Origin of the sequence: Flavobacterium aerium, from assembly GCF_030766725.1 — a bacterium.
Taxonomy (GTDB): domain Bacteria; phylum Bacteroidota; class Bacteroidia; order Flavobacteriales; family Flavobacteriaceae; genus Flavobacterium; species Flavobacterium aerium.
Map to the genome: position 1 here is coordinate 22,623 of NZ_JARQWR010000007.1, position 15,329 is coordinate 37,951.

General features: G+C 32.2%; 14 protein-coding genes. 8 read left to right on the top strand and 6 right to left on the bottom strand.

The features are described from left to right. Complete coding sequence (locus P6733_RS10535; protein WP_306352833.1) at nt 1-1,098, bottom strand: glycosyltransferase; 1,098 nt, start codon at nt 1,096-1,098, stop codon at nt 1-3. Between the two features lie 48 nt (nt 1,099-1,146). Here P6733_RS10535 and P6733_RS10540 point away from each other — a divergent pair, with 48 nt between their 5' ends. Continuing rightward, a complete protein-coding gene (locus P6733_RS10540; RefSeq protein ID WP_306352834.1) occupies nt 1,147-2,289 on the top strand; it encodes a glycosyltransferase in 1,143 nt (380 codons plus the stop codon). Here the strand turns inward: P6733_RS10540 and P6733_RS10545 are convergent. The 3 genes from P6733_RS10545 to P6733_RS10555 are packed head-to-tail and all read right to left on the bottom strand — an operon-like array spanning nt 2,267 to nt 5,644. After that, complete coding sequence (locus P6733_RS10545; RefSeq protein WP_306353092.1) at nt 2,267-3,550, bottom strand: O-antigen translocase; 1,284 nt, start codon at nt 3,548-3,550, stop codon at nt 2,267-2,269. The two genes, P6733_RS10540 and P6733_RS10545, sit on opposite strands and share 23 nt — an antisense overlap. Nucleotides 3,551-3,572: 22 nt before the next feature. Further along, entirely contained in the window at nt 3,573-4,673 is a 1,101-nt protein-coding gene (locus P6733_RS10550) for a DegT/DnrJ/EryC1/StrS family aminotransferase (RefSeq protein ID WP_306352835.1), read from the bottom strand. Further along, entirely contained in the window at nt 4,670-5,644 is a 975-nt protein-coding gene (locus tag P6733_RS10555) for a GNAT family N-acetyltransferase (RefSeq protein ID WP_306352836.1), read from the bottom strand. The genes P6733_RS10550 and P6733_RS10555 overlap by 4 nt, the downstream gene beginning before the upstream one ends. Nucleotides 5,645-5,854: 210 nt before the next feature. On the opposite strand from P6733_RS10555, the gene P6733_RS10560 reads away from it, so the two are divergent. Then, the gene (locus P6733_RS10560; protein WP_306352837.1) at nt 5,855-7,651 is read left to right on the top strand and encodes a gliding motility-associated C-terminal domain-containing protein; all 1,797 of its coding nucleotides are present in this window, start codon (nt 5,855-5,857) and stop codon (nt 7,649-7,651) included. Here the strand turns inward: P6733_RS10560 and P6733_RS10565 are convergent, their stop codons facing one another. Both P6733_RS10565 and P6733_RS10570 read right to left on the bottom strand, forming a co-directional pair. Continuing rightward, nucleotides 7,652-8,263 carry a trimeric intracellular cation channel family protein gene (locus tag P6733_RS10565; protein WP_306352838.1) on the bottom strand — a complete coding sequence of 204 codons (612 nt, stop codon included), beginning with the start codon at nt 8,261-8,263 and terminating at the stop codon, nt 7,652-7,654. Continuing rightward, nucleotides 8,263-9,006, bottom strand: a complete 744-nt coding sequence (locus P6733_RS10570; RefSeq protein WP_306352839.1) for an RDD family protein — start codon at nt 9,004-9,006, stop codon at nt 8,263-8,265. The genes P6733_RS10565 and P6733_RS10570 overlap by 1 nt, the downstream gene beginning before the upstream one ends. 90 nt (nt 9,007-9,096) lie before the next feature. Here P6733_RS10570 and P6733_RS10575 point away from each other — a divergent pair, with 90 nt between their 5' ends. The 6 genes from P6733_RS10575 to P6733_RS10600 are packed head-to-tail and all read left to right on the top strand — an operon-like array spanning nt 9,097 to nt 15,308. Then, nucleotides 9,097-10,077, top strand: a complete 981-nt coding sequence (locus P6733_RS10575; protein WP_306352840.1) for a stage II sporulation protein M — start codon at nt 9,097-9,099, stop codon at nt 10,075-10,077. Continuing rightward, nucleotides 10,061-11,017, top strand: a complete 957-nt coding sequence (locus P6733_RS10580) for a hypothetical protein (protein WP_306352841.1) — start codon at nt 10,061-10,063, stop codon at nt 11,015-11,017. The genes P6733_RS10575 and P6733_RS10580 overlap by 17 nt, the downstream gene beginning before the upstream one ends. Next, a complete protein-coding gene (locus P6733_RS10585; RefSeq protein WP_306352842.1) occupies nt 11,010-11,765 on the top strand; it encodes a DUF4129 domain-containing protein in 756 nt (251 codons plus the stop codon). The genes P6733_RS10580 and P6733_RS10585 overlap by 8 nt, the downstream gene beginning before the upstream one ends. Then, nucleotides 11,765-12,961: a DUF4350 domain-containing protein gene (locus tag P6733_RS10590; RefSeq protein ID WP_306352843.1), complete on the top strand. Its 1,197-nt coding sequence runs from the start codon at nt 11,765-11,767 to the stop codon at nt 12,959-12,961. The genes P6733_RS10585 and P6733_RS10590 overlap by 1 nt, the downstream gene beginning before the upstream one ends. Next, nucleotides 12,961-13,977, top strand: a complete 1,017-nt coding sequence (locus P6733_RS10595) for an AAA family ATPase (RefSeq protein ID WP_306352844.1) — start codon at nt 12,961-12,963, stop codon at nt 13,975-13,977. The genes P6733_RS10590 and P6733_RS10595 overlap by 1 nt, the downstream gene beginning before the upstream one ends. Continuing rightward, nucleotides 13,977-15,308 carry a DUF58 domain-containing protein gene (locus tag P6733_RS10600; RefSeq protein WP_306352845.1) on the top strand — a complete coding sequence of 444 codons (1,332 nt, stop codon included), beginning with the start codon at nt 13,977-13,979 and terminating at the stop codon, nt 15,306-15,308. The genes P6733_RS10595 and P6733_RS10600 overlap by 1 nt, the downstream gene beginning before the upstream one ends. Nucleotides 15,309-15,329: the final 21 nt, after the last annotated feature.

A 15,329-nucleotide genomic window follows, 5' to 3' on the forward strand; every position in this document is an offset into this window, starting at 1 on the left:
CTAACTTACTTTAATTTTCAGAAAATCCAACCATTTGTGTCCAATATTTTCCAAAGAAAATCGTTCTGCACTGCTTACCGCGTGTTTCTTACAATTTTCATACAATGCTTTATCTTCATACAGCCTATTCATCGCGAGAATAAATTGTGCTACATTTTGATTCTCTACTAAGAGTCCATTTTCTTGATCTATAATCATCTCACTTGGTCCAGACAGACAATCAAAGGAAACAACTGGTGCTCCACAAGCTAGTGATTCATTGATTACATTTGGAAATCCTTCATTTCTGCTGGTTAGAAGCATAAACAAAGCTTTTCTCATGTATACAAATGGGTTTTCCTGAAATCCAAGAAAGTAGATTTTATCAGTTAAGTTTTTCTTGCGCACTAATTCTTCTAATTGTGTTCTTTGTGGACCATCACCAATCAAAACTAGCTTAACATCATTTACCGGTAAAACTGATTGCTCATAGGCTTCAATCATCTTATCAAATTGCTTGATATTATCGAGTGCCATTCTCCCAACACCTAATACGTATTGATAACTGATCTCTAGTTTTTCTTGGGATAAGGTTATTATTTTATCAAACTCAATTGGGTTGTATACTTTATGTACATTTTCATAATTATATTCTACTTTTATTTTTTCTGCTACAGCATCACATACCGCTACAATTCCATAGGAGTTACTGTAGATTTTTTCGGCTAAAAACTTATTTGATGGAAAATACAAATAGGTCATGTAGCTATGTATTATGGGTACATAAGGAGCATTAAAAATAACTTTGGAAAATAAAAATTCTTGTAATTGATGTTCCCGGTATCTAAAATCAATAATATAATCGAAGGTATTGTCTTTAAAAAATCTACGGAGTACGTTTAATCTTTTCAGCTGATTGAAAATATCATTTCGTTCGTTTTTTATAGCACCTAAATTCAGTAATGTCCCCGAATAGGAATAATATACTCGATCTATTAATATAACATTGTGTACTTCTATATTTTTACTTGCAAAATACTGAGACAAAACAGCATGCATCTTTTCTGCGCCACCGGATGACAGACAATTTCCAAGTAAACATATTTTATAGGACTTCATTTGCTATATTAGCTTTTTAATTAATTTTAGAAACAAATATAAACAATTATGAAGATTCTATTGGTGGGTGAATACAGCCGCTTGCACAACACGCTAAAAGAAGCTCTAATCCTTCTAGGACATGAGGTTGAAATAGCAGGTAGTGGTGATGGTTTTAAAAATTTCCCAGTAGATTATAATTTTGAGGCTCAATGGTCACAGAAACCTTTTCTAAGATTTATTAATAAATTTACAAATCGTATTTTCAGGCTTAATTTAGATTTTTTAGAGCGTGGCATCCGATTTTATTTTATTCACAAAAGGTTTCAGAATTACGATCTAGTACAACTGATTAATGAAGCTCCGATTCAAACAGTACTTCCTCTTGAAAAGTATCTCTTAAAAAAACTATTTCAACATAATAAAACGGTTTTTCTGCTTTCTTGTGGGATTGATTATGCTTGTCTTCATTACATGATGCAACGTCAGTTTCGTTATTCTTTATTAGATCCTTATTTTAAGGATTCGTCGCTGATTTATGAATATGATTATGTCTTGAAGTATGTTAATGAATCACATCGAAAACTACATAATTTTGTCTATCAAAGAATAAATGGTGTCATTGCTTCCGATATGGATTATGCGATTCCTCTACGTGAAAACCCAAAGTTTTTGGGTCTAATCTCTAATCCTATTAATATTGGATTACTTCCTTATAAAGTTCCGAACATTGAACAGAAGATCATTATTTTCATGGGAATTAATCGTTTGAATTATCATAAAAAAGGAATTCCATTTTTTGAAAAAGCGTTGGCAATTATTGAGCAAAAATATCCAACAAAAGTTCAAGTCATTATCACTGAAAATATTCCTTATCAGCAATACATCAAGCTTTATGATGAAGCTCATATACTATTAGACCAAATCTATGCGTATGATCAAGGCTATAATGCACTTGAAGCTATGGCCAAAGGAAAAGTAGTTTTCACAGGGGCAGAAACGGAATTTATGGACCATTATACTCTAACTAAGCGAGTCGCCATTAATGCTTTACCCGATGTAAACCAAATTGTTGCTGAGCTTAGTTATCTAATTGAAAATCCTACTGAAATTGTAACCATAAGCCATCGCGCAAGAGCTTTTGTAGAACAGGAACATGATTATCTAAAGGTAGCCGAAAAATATCTATCTACTTGGAAGTTGGCTCAGTAGACTTTTTCAAAAACAAACTCTTTCTAAAGTAGGTTACCAGCACAATAAAATACAATACATACGTAAAAGCATGCGCCATTACAATTCCTTCTAACTGGTAATAATTCAATAAATAATTACTGGATATATACAATACGGCAAGTGATCCTACTTCTGTAATAATAAAAGCTGTTGTCATTTTTTTAGCAAAAAACTGATAGCCTAAAATTAGCGATGCTGCTTTAAAAAAATCACCCAATAGCTGCCAAAAAAACAAGTGAATTACGGGTAAAAATTCTGTAGTGAAAAGTATTTTCACAATCCATGAACGGAATAGGAATAGACCAATCATTCCCAATAATAAAAGGGGCATAATTGTTTTATAATAATTCACAAATACCGATTGTGTTTCAACATTATTCTTTGCTTGTGCTAACTTCGGAAAAAAATATACCGTCAAAATTGTTGAAATAAACATCATATAATAGGTTGCTATCCTGCTAATTGCCTCCCAATATCCAGCTTCACTAACGCCAATACGATCTATTACATTATTCCGAATGACTAAAAACAATAGTGGCCCAATAAAGGCCGAAACAAAGGCCATCAACGAATAGGAAGATAGGTTTTTGATTATAGCAAAATCAAAGGCATTCCATGTTACATATTCTCTTAGTTTGAAGTCTTTATTTATCATAAAAAAGGAGACAAATAGCATTAATCCCGGCGTTACTACAATTGCAAATAAAGCACCTTCTATTTTATATTGATAGATAAACAGAACCGACATAATAAATCCGAAGATATTACCGAAAATATTAATGTATATAACTTTTTTAAACTGACTTAACCCATTGATAATTGCAATTATAAAAACATTGAATGCATAGAACGGTAAGGCAATAGCCAAGGCTTTAAATATAATTCCGTAATTATAACGTAATCCGAAGACTTCTTTGTTCCAAAAATCTGCAAAAAAGAATAGACCGCTACTCAGTAGTAAGGTTACAACTAATAAACTCCAAAAAACAGTAGAAATAATGGCTTTTAATTCCGTTTGTTTTTTTTCATTTTCGGCTACATATTTCACAATTCCATTTTGAAATCCCAATGTTGAAATGGTTTCCATTGAAGCTAAAAAATTCCGCATATTCCCCATTAAAGCCATACCATTGGGCCCAATAAAAAATGCAACAACTTTTGACGTTACTAATCCTATAGCTATGCGAATTACCACACTCAGACTATTCAAGGAAGTTATCTTGAATAAGGGCGTTTGCACTATGGATTTTATAAAATTCAAATCAATATTGATTTAATACTGTAATTACTGTTTGAACTTCTTCTGGAGTCATCACAGAACTTATGGGAATACTCAATATTTCGCGATGAATTCTCTCTGTAATAGGGAACGATAATGTAGCAAAAGAAGGCAAAGCCTTCTGCTTATGTGGTGGTATTGGATAATGAATGAGGCTTTGAATTTTATGTTCTTCCAAATAACGTTTCAAATCTTCTCTATTTTGTGTTCTAATGACAAATACATGAAAAACATGGTCTTCTTCATTAGTATAGTAAGGCAAGTTTATTTTATCATTTTTTATACCTTTCAAATATTCCTTCGCAATACTTCTTCTTTTAGTATTTACATAATCCAGATCTGGCAATTTTACATTCAGAAAAGCAGCTTGTAGTTCATCTAATCGGCTATTCACACCTATGTAGTCGTTATAATATTTCACCTCAGATCCATAATTCCGAATAGAAATTACCATTTTGGCTAACTCGGCATCATTCGTTGTAATAGCACCTGCATCACCTAAAGCACCTAAATTTTTCCCTGGGTAAAAACTAAATCCAGCTGCATCCGATAGATTTCCTGCTTTTGTACCTAACTCTGTTGTAGCACCATGAGCTTGAGCAGCATCTTCAATAACTAACACAGCATGTTTTTTCCCAATCGCAATGATGGATTGCATATCAGCCAATTGTCCATATAAATGAACAGCCAAAATCGCTTTTGTTTTTGGGGTTATATAACGTTCAATTTCTTGAGGATTGATATTGTATGTTTCTATAGTTGGTTCCACAAGAACAGGAATTAAATCTGCCTCAAGAATAGCCAAAATACTGGCAATATATGTATTTGCGGGTACAATGATTTCATCTCCTTTTACTAATTTACCCAGTTGTATATACGCTTTAAAAATTAAAGTCAATGCATCCAAACCATTGGCTACACCAATGCAGTGCTGTACTCCACAATAGTGCGCAAAATCTTTCTCGAATATTTTAACCTCATCTCCTAGCACATACCATCCTTTCTCTAAGAAAACATCCATTTTTTGTTTGAATGCTTCTTCATAAGGTTTATTGATTTTCTGTAAATTCAAAAAAGAAATCATAGGATTACATTATCAAGTTTAAAAAATTGTGTTGTATCTATTTCGTAAAAATCCTGCACTATCGTTCGGGCTCCGAAACTTTCTTTCCAAAATGATAAACCTTGGTTTAGTTTTCTACCTTGGTCTTCATTTGATATCCCAAAATCAAAATAATGTTTGTTTTTAAAAATCGTTTTTAATAAAGTATAGTATAGAAAGTCTAAACTTCCTAATTCATTTTTATCTTCATCGGCCGCAATGTATTGCGCATGAAATACATTTTTACTTTCAAAAATTGTCGTTCCAGCCACAATTCTATCTTTATAATAAACATTGAACTGACGGATGGATTTAGGAAATTTTTGTTTTAATTGTTCTATTTCTACTAAAGAATGTACTGGCTTAGCCTGATGTTTTCTTTCTAGCGTTGGCATTAGTATTATTTCCCAAAAGGATTTAAAATCTTCTTCTTCTTTTACAATTAAAGAATGCTTCTCCCCTTTTTTCACTCCTTCAATTCTCCCTTTAGCGATAGCATAATTCTGAGTTAAATCAATAACGGCTAAAGTATCCCGACGAACCAATTTTGCATCAGCTAAAAAAAGCGCATAGTGAAGTTCCTCTGAAGGAATATCACAATAAATAGAAGGTATTAATTTTAAATGAAGCTTTGTAATTCCATTTTCCTGTAAATGAATCATTATTGATTTTACTATTTCAATAACCGAAAACAGCTTTAACTTTTCATCATATACTAGCCCACCATAAGTAAGTCCCTGATGTGAATATACCAGTTCATCTACTCTATTGGCTGGTAAAACAGCAATCCATTTATCTTTTTCTAAAACAATTAAGGAATGGTCTTGAAATCGATCATCATGATATTCCATAAAATCGCGATGAAAAAGAAAAGTAGCATTTTTGGCTCTACTTATAAAAGTATTCCAATTCATGCTATCACTGGCTTTGTATGGTCTAACAGTATAACTCACTTCCAAAATTTAAACTTCGGAAAATTACTGCTTTTTTATCAATTTACCCTATGTTTCTTTTTTAATTCCAAGAACAAAATTCTCACCGAAACACAACATTAAACAACAATACTGTTAAAATAAACATCAAAACTTATCAATTTTAAAAATTAAACCATTGTTTGATAAATATTTACTAATTTTAATTCGTACAGCCGTAAATAGATTTTAATGAATAAAAAACTACTCTTCTTCTATTTTGTGTTTATCGTATTACCTTCCTTCTCCTTTTTTGGACAGGATATTGCATTATATAAACAATTTAACGGTCGTTATGATTTTACTTTTATTGGCAATACGCTAAATTTAAGAGAAAATGGAATTGGGATTCCTTGTACTATTTTAACGACTTCTTCGGCAACATTGACCTTGAATTCCGATGATCAGATTGAAAAAGCATACCTTTATTGGGCGGGTTCTGGTCCTGGTGATTTTAAAGTAAAATTGAACAATCAGGATATTATTGCCGAACGAACTTTTAACGTCGTACAAAACAATACTGAACTCATTTTCTTTAGTGCTTTTAAGGATATCACTGCGTTTGTACAAACTACAGGAAATGGACTTTATACTTTTTCTGATTTAGATCTCACCAATATTATTGCTGATTATTGTCCTAATGGAACCAATTTTGGCGGTTGGTCCATTATTATCATCTACAAAAATGATAATCTCCCACTGAATCAATTGAATTTATATGATGGTTTACAATACGTTCCTGATGCTATCAACATTACACTAACGAACCTTAATGTAATCGATGATCAGGATGCAAAAATTGGTTTTTTGGCTTGGGAAGGTGATCGTAATATCAGTGTCAATGAAACACTCCGCATCAATGGAAATATCATTAGTAATCCTCCTCTAAATCCTGCCAATAATGCTTTTAATGGGACTAATAGTTTCACCGGATCAGATCAATTATTCAACATGGATATGGATTTTTATTCTATTCAGGATAACATAGCGATCGGGGATGATTCTGCTGAAATTTCGCTAACCTCTGGGCAGGATTTCGTAATGATTAATACAATACTAACAAAATTAAACAGTCAGCTACCCGATGCTACTATTGCGCTTACGGATTATACTTTAGATTGCAGAATCAAAAAAATTGATATTGAATTCTCCGTTTATAATATAGAAAGTACCAATCCTTTACCCGCCGGTACTCCGATTGCAATTTATATTAATAATCAACTTGTTTCAACTCTAGCAACGCAGACCATTATCCCAATAGATGGGTCGGAAAACTTTGCAACAACACTCACTATTCCAGAAAATATTGTGGCTAATTTTCAATTAAAACTTGTAGTGGATGATACAGGAAATGGGACTGGTATCGTTACCGAGATTAATGAAACGAACAATACTTTCATTACAACTATTGCACTGTTATTTCAACCAAAATTTAATCCTTTAGAGGAAATAAAAACTTGTAATTTAGGATTAGGAAGAGGTATTTTTAATTTTTCGCATTATGAACAGTTTGTAAAAGTAAACACCGAAGATCTGGTTTCATTTTTCAATAGTCACGAAGATGCAATACAGAATGTTAACGCGATTAACAATACAACAAATTATATTACTCAAAGCAGTCCTACAGAGATTTTTGTACGTATAGAAGATGAAAATTGTTTTAGTATTACCTCCTTTTTGCTTAGCACCAAAAATTGTCCTCCTAAGGTTTATAATGGTTTTTCTCCCAATCACGATGGAATGAATGATTTTTTCTTCATCGATGGTTTACGTAATATATTCACGAATTATGAATTGTTTATTTATTCTCGTTGGGGGACTTTAGTATGGCAAGGCAACCATAATGATCCTGATTGGGATGGCACGGCTAATAAAGGCGCTACTGTACACGGGAATCTTGTTCCGGAATCAACTTATTATTATGTACTCGAATTAAATGATCCTGATTACCCAAAGGCATTAGTGGGATGGCTTTATCTTACTCGATAATTATGAATCTTCATGGTGTTCAAAAGCAGGCAATGACCATCTATATTTTACAGCCATTAATCGAATGGCAATAATAATTCCAGTTGTTACAACATAAAGCACATCTTCTGTCATACCCATAGCACGCAATCCGAAAAAGATAGCTCCTCCAACAATACAAATTGTTGCATATATTTCTTTTCTGAAAATAACAGGAATCTCATTACATAAAATATCCCTGGATACACCACCAAAGCATGCCGTCATTGTACCTAGAGCAATACAGATAACTGGATTTAAATTAATTTCAAGTCCTTTTTCTATACCAACAATCGTAAAAACACCTAATCCAATCGTGTCAAACAATAGTAATGACTTTCGGAATGAATCAAGTTTTTTTCTAAAAACTAACGCTAAAAAGAAGCCTAAGATAATAACATACAATGAATTTAAATCCCTCATCCAACCTACTGGAGTACGACCAATTAATACATCACGTAGTGTTCCTCCTCCTACTGCGGTAAATAGACCTATGATAAATACACCAAATGGATCCATCTTTTTACTCATACCCGTTAGTACACCTGAAATGGCAAATGCCATTGTACCTAAAATTTCTATTATATAAAACATTACATGTTCTGGGTATAAAAGTTATAATCTTTTAAAATTGTTTTGATAAAATCTTCATCGTTTCCAGATTGATTTTTAATTCCGGTAACTGTTTCAATTTTATCTCGTAGCTTGGATAACACTATCAAATCTCTATTCTGCATTGCAGTATGGTAGGTTTCTTTTACAATACGAACATCATTATCACTTAACTTTATTACCAAAGGATAGATGGGCACATATTGATCTCCTATTTCCTCTAATATGGTATGATTAATATTGATATTATTTTTCAAAGTGATAACTGCTGTTCCAGCAGTCATATCGCCCAATCGCTGCGTTTTTTCACTCATAATCATGCTAATCAATCCAATTACTCCAAAGTTAGAATTAACATCTATAATTCGAAATAACCAACGCATCAAATAATCGCCAAAAGAGGCTTGATAACCTTCAATTTTCACTACTTTAATTTTCAATATTCTCTTCCCAAAAGTTTGCCCTTCTAGGAAACTTTCTAGAATTAAAGAATAGAATAATGCGGGAGAATAGAACATTACAATTACAGCCATCCTAGACCACATATCCATTCGTCCAATAACATCACTAATTCCAAATGTGTAAAAGAAAATATAAAAGACAAAAATTATATATGCGATTTTAATCACATAATCCAAAAGGAAGGCAAAAATTCTATCCCCCACAGAAGCGGCGGTAAAATTAATCATAACATTTTGAGTCGTATTTATTGATAGTTCTGACATATTTTATATTTTAGCTTCATGATTATTGTATATTTGTTAATATACTAAAGCTTACTTTCATTAATACTAAATTCATTTGATCCTCATTTTATGAGAGAAATAGCCTTCATTAAACAAAATAAAGAAAAATGGCTTTCATTTGAAGAAGCTATTTTCGGTAAAGCTAAAAAAAATCCTGATGAAATGGCTAGTTTATATATACAATTAGTCAACGATTTATCCTACGCACAGACCTATTACTCCAAAAGTAAAACGGTTGTTTACCTTAATTATTTGGCGTCGCAAATCTATCAAAGAATTTACAAAACCAAAAGAACAAAAACGAATAGAATTCAATACTTCTTCACAACTGAAGTACCGCTAATTGTTTATCAATATCGCCGTTATTTGGTATATGCTTTTATTTTATTCTTCGCTACCGTATCATTTGGCGTTTTATCGGCTAAATATGATGATACTTTTGTAAGACTTATACTCGGAGATGATTATGTTAATGAGACTTTAGAAAACATCAAAAACGGTAATCCCGTTGCAATCTATACCACCGGAAGTAATTGGGGTGGTTTTATTGCGATTACCATGAATAACCTTTATGTAGGTGCACGCTGTTTTATTTTTGGCGTTTTTGGTGGTGTGGGTACATTTTATGTCATGCTACAAAATAGCCTGATGATAGGTGCTTTCCAATATTTCTTTTACCAAGAAGGGGTATTCTGGGAAAGTGTACGCGGAATCTGGATTCATGGATCAATGGAAATTTTTGCCATTGTAATTGAATGTGCAGCTGGTTTTATCTTAGGAGCAAGTATATTGTTTCCAAAAACCTATTCTCGAATGAATTCCTTTAAAATTGGCTTCAAAAATTCATTAAAAATATTTCTAAGCACCATTCCTTTTACGATTGCTGCTGGGTTTCTGGAAGGTTTTATTACACGTTACTCTGTAAGTATGCCGCATTGGCTTAGTGTATTCATCATACTTTCCACCCTTTCATTAATTTCATACTATTTCTTGATTTACCCTTTCATTATTAACAAAAAATTTAAAAATCATAATGTTCATATTATTTAAAAAAAGAGGATTTAGTGAATTCGTAAGCGATACTTTTTCATTTTTTAAGCAAAATGGAAAACACTTTTTCAAGAACTATTTAATCATGAATGGTATTCCATTACTGGTTATTACTGTTTTGATTTATTTTATCTTCAAAGTATACTTTGAAATTCTCTTTGGTGGTTCAATAAATGCCGAACCTGATTTTAATATATTTTCAGGTTATTTTAATAACAACATGGGCTTAATTATAGGGACACTAATTGTCTTTGTAGTGATGCTATTTACATTAACATTATTGAATTTTGCTTATCCAGCAGTATACTTGGAATTATATGAGCAAAACAAGGGGAATAACTTCACAATAAGAGATATTGCGAAACAAATTAAGCTAAAAGCAGGACGAATAATCTCCTTTAGCATTGGTGGTTTTTTCATACTTTTCCCGCTAACAATACTAGTTTTTGGATTATTAATCTTATCCATTTTTATTATTATTGGAATTCCATTAATTATCATTGGAGTTCCCGCCTATGTAAGCTGGATTACATTGAGTTTCTACGAACATATTAATAATGACAAAGGATTTTTCAGTGCTTTAAGAAAAGGATTTCAGCTTGTAAAAGAACAATTTTGGCCAACAGTAGGTTCAACTATCATTTGCTATTTAATCATCCAGGCAATAGTAACGATTGTAGCATTGGTTCCATATGTAATTGGAATGATAAGTCTTTTTACCAGTACAACGAGTGGGAAATCAGCCGTAGATCCTGAACAAACTGGTTTCTTTGCTACTATGATGATTATTGCTATGGTTGTCTCCACGCTTGCTAATTATATCATGAATAACTTATTAATAACGAATCAAGGTATAATCTACTATAGTATTAGAGAAATAAATGAAAATAACACACCTCAAAGCGATATTGAATTGATCGGAACCTCTCATAGTGAATAAACTACTCTTATATCTATTTTTACTTTGTGCAGCTCCATCATGGGCGCAAGATTCATTGGCAGCAGTCAAGAAAGATACTATTGTCTTTACTGAAAAAGATATTATTTTAGACCATAGTGCGGTTAAGCTGCAAAAATTTGAGAAGAACTTCCAACAAAAATATACAGACGATGACTTCCAATATAAGCCTAGAGCTGTAGAACAAAACATGTGGCAACGCTTTGTTACATGGCTTAAAAATACACTTTCAAAATTATTCAGTTTTGGAGGAGATGGTCCATCGGGTAAAGTAATCGAAATAACACTGAAAGTCTTAGCTGTAATAGTTATCATCTTTGTTATTTATCTGATTGTAAAAGCCATTATGAATAAGGAAGGACAATGGATTTTTGGCCGATCATCCGATAAAAAAATAATTCGCTATGATGAGATTGAAAAACAAATTCATTTGATTGATTTTGAAAAATTGATTCAAAACTCGTTACAATCTGGCGAACGACGTCTATCCATTCGATATTACTATTTATGGCTCCTAAAAAAGATGGCAGAAAAAGAAATCATTGAATGGGATCCCGAAAAAACAAATTCAGATTACCTATATGAAATAAAGAATGAGGCCCTAAAAAGTGAATTCTCATACCTCTCCTATCTGTATAATTACATTTGGTATGGTGAATTTGATCTGGATGAGCCTGCTTTCGAAAAAGCAAAAATAGCCTTTGAAAAAGCAATTCAAACTGTACGATAATGAATAGAACACTTAAAATATATATCTTTTTTCTTGTTCTGGTAATCATCGGAATAACTGTTATTGATGCCAATAGACCTAAACCTATCAACTGGACACCTACGTATGGCATAAAGGATAAAATCCCTTTTGGTATGTATGTATTCAACAAGGAATTAGACAGCCTTTTTAAAGGACAAAATATTCATCGTTTGACCAAAACGGCCTATGAATACTTTGATCCTAAATACACTTATGAAACCAATTCATATGATGCAAAAGGTACATTTTTAGCAATTGCGCAAAATTATGAGATTGATCCAGAATCTACTAATGAACTACTCTACTTTGCAGAACATGGAAATGATGTTTTCTTAAGCATGCAATCCTTTTCGCAACAATTAATGGACAGTCTTAAAATTGATTACAAAAGTAGCTTCAATAGCAATGATAGTTTATACAGCTCATTAGTAAATCCCAATTTAGGAAACCAGAAATATAAAATTGTAGAAGGATCTTCCACTAATTATTTCTCAAAAATTGACACACTAACGACCTCTGTATTAGGTTACCAAACTGTTGGCAGTCAGAAATTCACCAATTTCATTAAAGTTCCCTATAAGGCTGGGAATTTCTATCTGCATTTACAACCTAATGCTTTTACCAACTTTCATTTATTAAATGAAAAGAATTATGAATATGCCCAAAAAGTATTATCCTATATCAATCAACCAGAAATATACTGGTATATAAAATCTGCGGCAAACAATGAGATGTCATCTTCACCAATGCGTTATATATTAACTCAACCCGCATTAAAATGGGCCTGGTACATCTTTTTAATTGGTATGGTGATTTTCATGATTTTCAATGCCAAAAGAAGACAACGCATTATACCGATTATTACACCTTTATCAAATACAACTATAGAATTCACGAAAACCATTGGAAACCTGTATGCACAGGAAGGCGATCATGACACTATGATTGATAAAAAAATTATTTATTTCCTAGAAAAAATAAGACATGATTATCTAATGGACACTACTGTACTGGACAATAATTTTATTAAAAAATTACACCAAAAAACAGGGAAAGATATACTTCTCATACAAAGAATTGTACTTTTGATTAATCAGCATAAAAAAGGAAACTTTACCAGTGTCGAAAGTGACCTGATAGAAATTAACAACACTATAGAAAATTTATTGAGCTAATGAATACTTTAGATCCGAATAATCCAGAACCGCATATGAATGAAAATGTAAATTTTCAATCTCGCATAGACTTAACGAAACTACAAGAAAGTATTCAAGCCATTAAAAATGAGCTTGAAACCGTAATCGTTGGGCAAGAAAAAATGATTGACCAACTCCTTGTTGCAATCCTTTCTAATGGTCACGTACTAATCGAAGGTGTACCAGGTGTTGCTAAAACAATTACAGCAAAATTATTAGCCAAAACTTTAAATATTGGGTTTAGCCGTATTCAGTTTACGCCTGATTTAATGCCTTCAGATATTTTGGGAACTTCCGTTTATGATTTGAAAAAATCAGAATTTGAATTTAAAAAAGGACCTATTTTTTCCAACCTAATCTTAATTGATGAAATCAATCGTGCTCCTGCAAAAACACAGGCAGCATTATTTGAGGTAATGGAAGAAAGACAAATTACTATGGATGGAACTACTTATACCTTAGAAACACCATTTCTAGTATTGGCAACACAGAATCCTATTGAACAAGAAGGAACCTATCGCTTACCTGAAGCACAGTTAGATCGATTTTTATTCAAAATTAATATCGATTACCCTAACCTATCAGAGGAAGTTATTATCCTTCAAAGAGAACACGTATTACAAGACAAAGGAAAACTAGAAAACATTCAAGCCATTCTATCTGCTAGTGATATTAAGCAATATCAATCCTTAGTAAAACAAGTAATTGTTGAGCCACAATTATTAGAATACATTGCTAAAATTGTAGTAAACACACGAGAAAATGCCTTTTTATATTTAGGAGCATCACCTAGAGCTTCTATCGCAATTTTAAATGCAGCCAAAGGATATGCAGCCATAAGAGGACGTGATTTTGTTACTCCAGAAGACATTAAGGAATCTGCCATTCCAGTATTACAACATCGTGTAATTGTAACACCAGAGCGAGAAATGGAAGGCATCAACAGCACCGAAATTATTAAACAAATCATTGAAACGGTAGAAATACCTCGATAATGCAATTATTTAGAAAACTCTATATCAACAATCTATTCTTCTATACACTACTGGGTGTAATAGCAGCCTTTGGATTTGCTTTTGTTTTCCCAGCATTGTACAATGTCGCATGGCTATTACTATTAATTGCTTGTATCTTCTTGTTCTTAGATATTTTAATCCTTTTCTTGGCAAAAAACGGCATTGAAGCCACTCGTATCACTCCAGAAAAATTATCCAATGGAGATGAAAACCCCATTAATGTGAGTATTCGGAATTATTATACTTTCCCTGTTACAGCAAAGATAATCGATGAAATCCCATTTCAATTTCAAGTTAGAAACTTTGAAATCGACAGAAAGATTAAAGCTTCTTCGGAAGATGAAATCAATTATTTATTGAGACCAACTGAACGAGGAGAATACTTCTTTGGGAATTTAAACATCTATGTTTCTTCTCCTTTACGTTTAGCTGCCAGGCGATTTACGTTCAATAAAGATCAAATGGTACCAACCTATCCATCTTATATTCAATTACGAAAATACGATCTGATTGCTTTTTCAAACAATTTGTTTCAATATGGTATTAAAAAAATACGTCGTATAGGACACACGATGGAATTTGAACAGATTAAAGAATATGTGCAAGGCGACGATATTAGAACCTTAAACTGGAAAGCAACTGCCAAAAGCAATCGCTTAATGGTAAATCAGTTTCAAGATGAAAAATCACAATCCGTTTATATGGTTATTGATAAGGGCCGTGTAATGAAAATGCCTTTTAATGGTCTTAGCTTACTCGATTATGCCATCAATGCAACATTAGTATTATCCAATGTTATCCTAAAAAAACAAGATAAAGCTGGAATGTTTACTTTTTCAAAAAAAGTAGAGAATCGTGTAGTTGCCGAAAAGAGATCTTCTCAAATGCAAAAGATTCTTGAAAGCTTATACAATATCAAAACAGATTATTTCGAGTCTGATTTTAGTCGATTATATGTTGATGTCAAAAAGAATATTAATCAGCGTAGCTTGATCTTATTATATACCAATTTTGAAACCATCGATAATCTAAACCGTCAACTACCCTATTTAAAAGCCATCGCAAAAACGCATTTATTAATTGTCGTTTTCTTTAATAATACTGAATTGAATGAATTCATTCATAAAAAAGCAGAAAATATTCAAGAAGTATATGACAAAATTATTGCTGAAAAATTTGCCTTTGAGAAACGTTTAATCGTCAATGAACTTAAAAAATATGGTATCCATTCTGTATTAACACAACCTGAAAATCTGACTTTAGATACCATTAATAAATATTTAGAAATCAAAGCCCGAGGAATATTATAAATCCAAAGTTGAATCTATTAA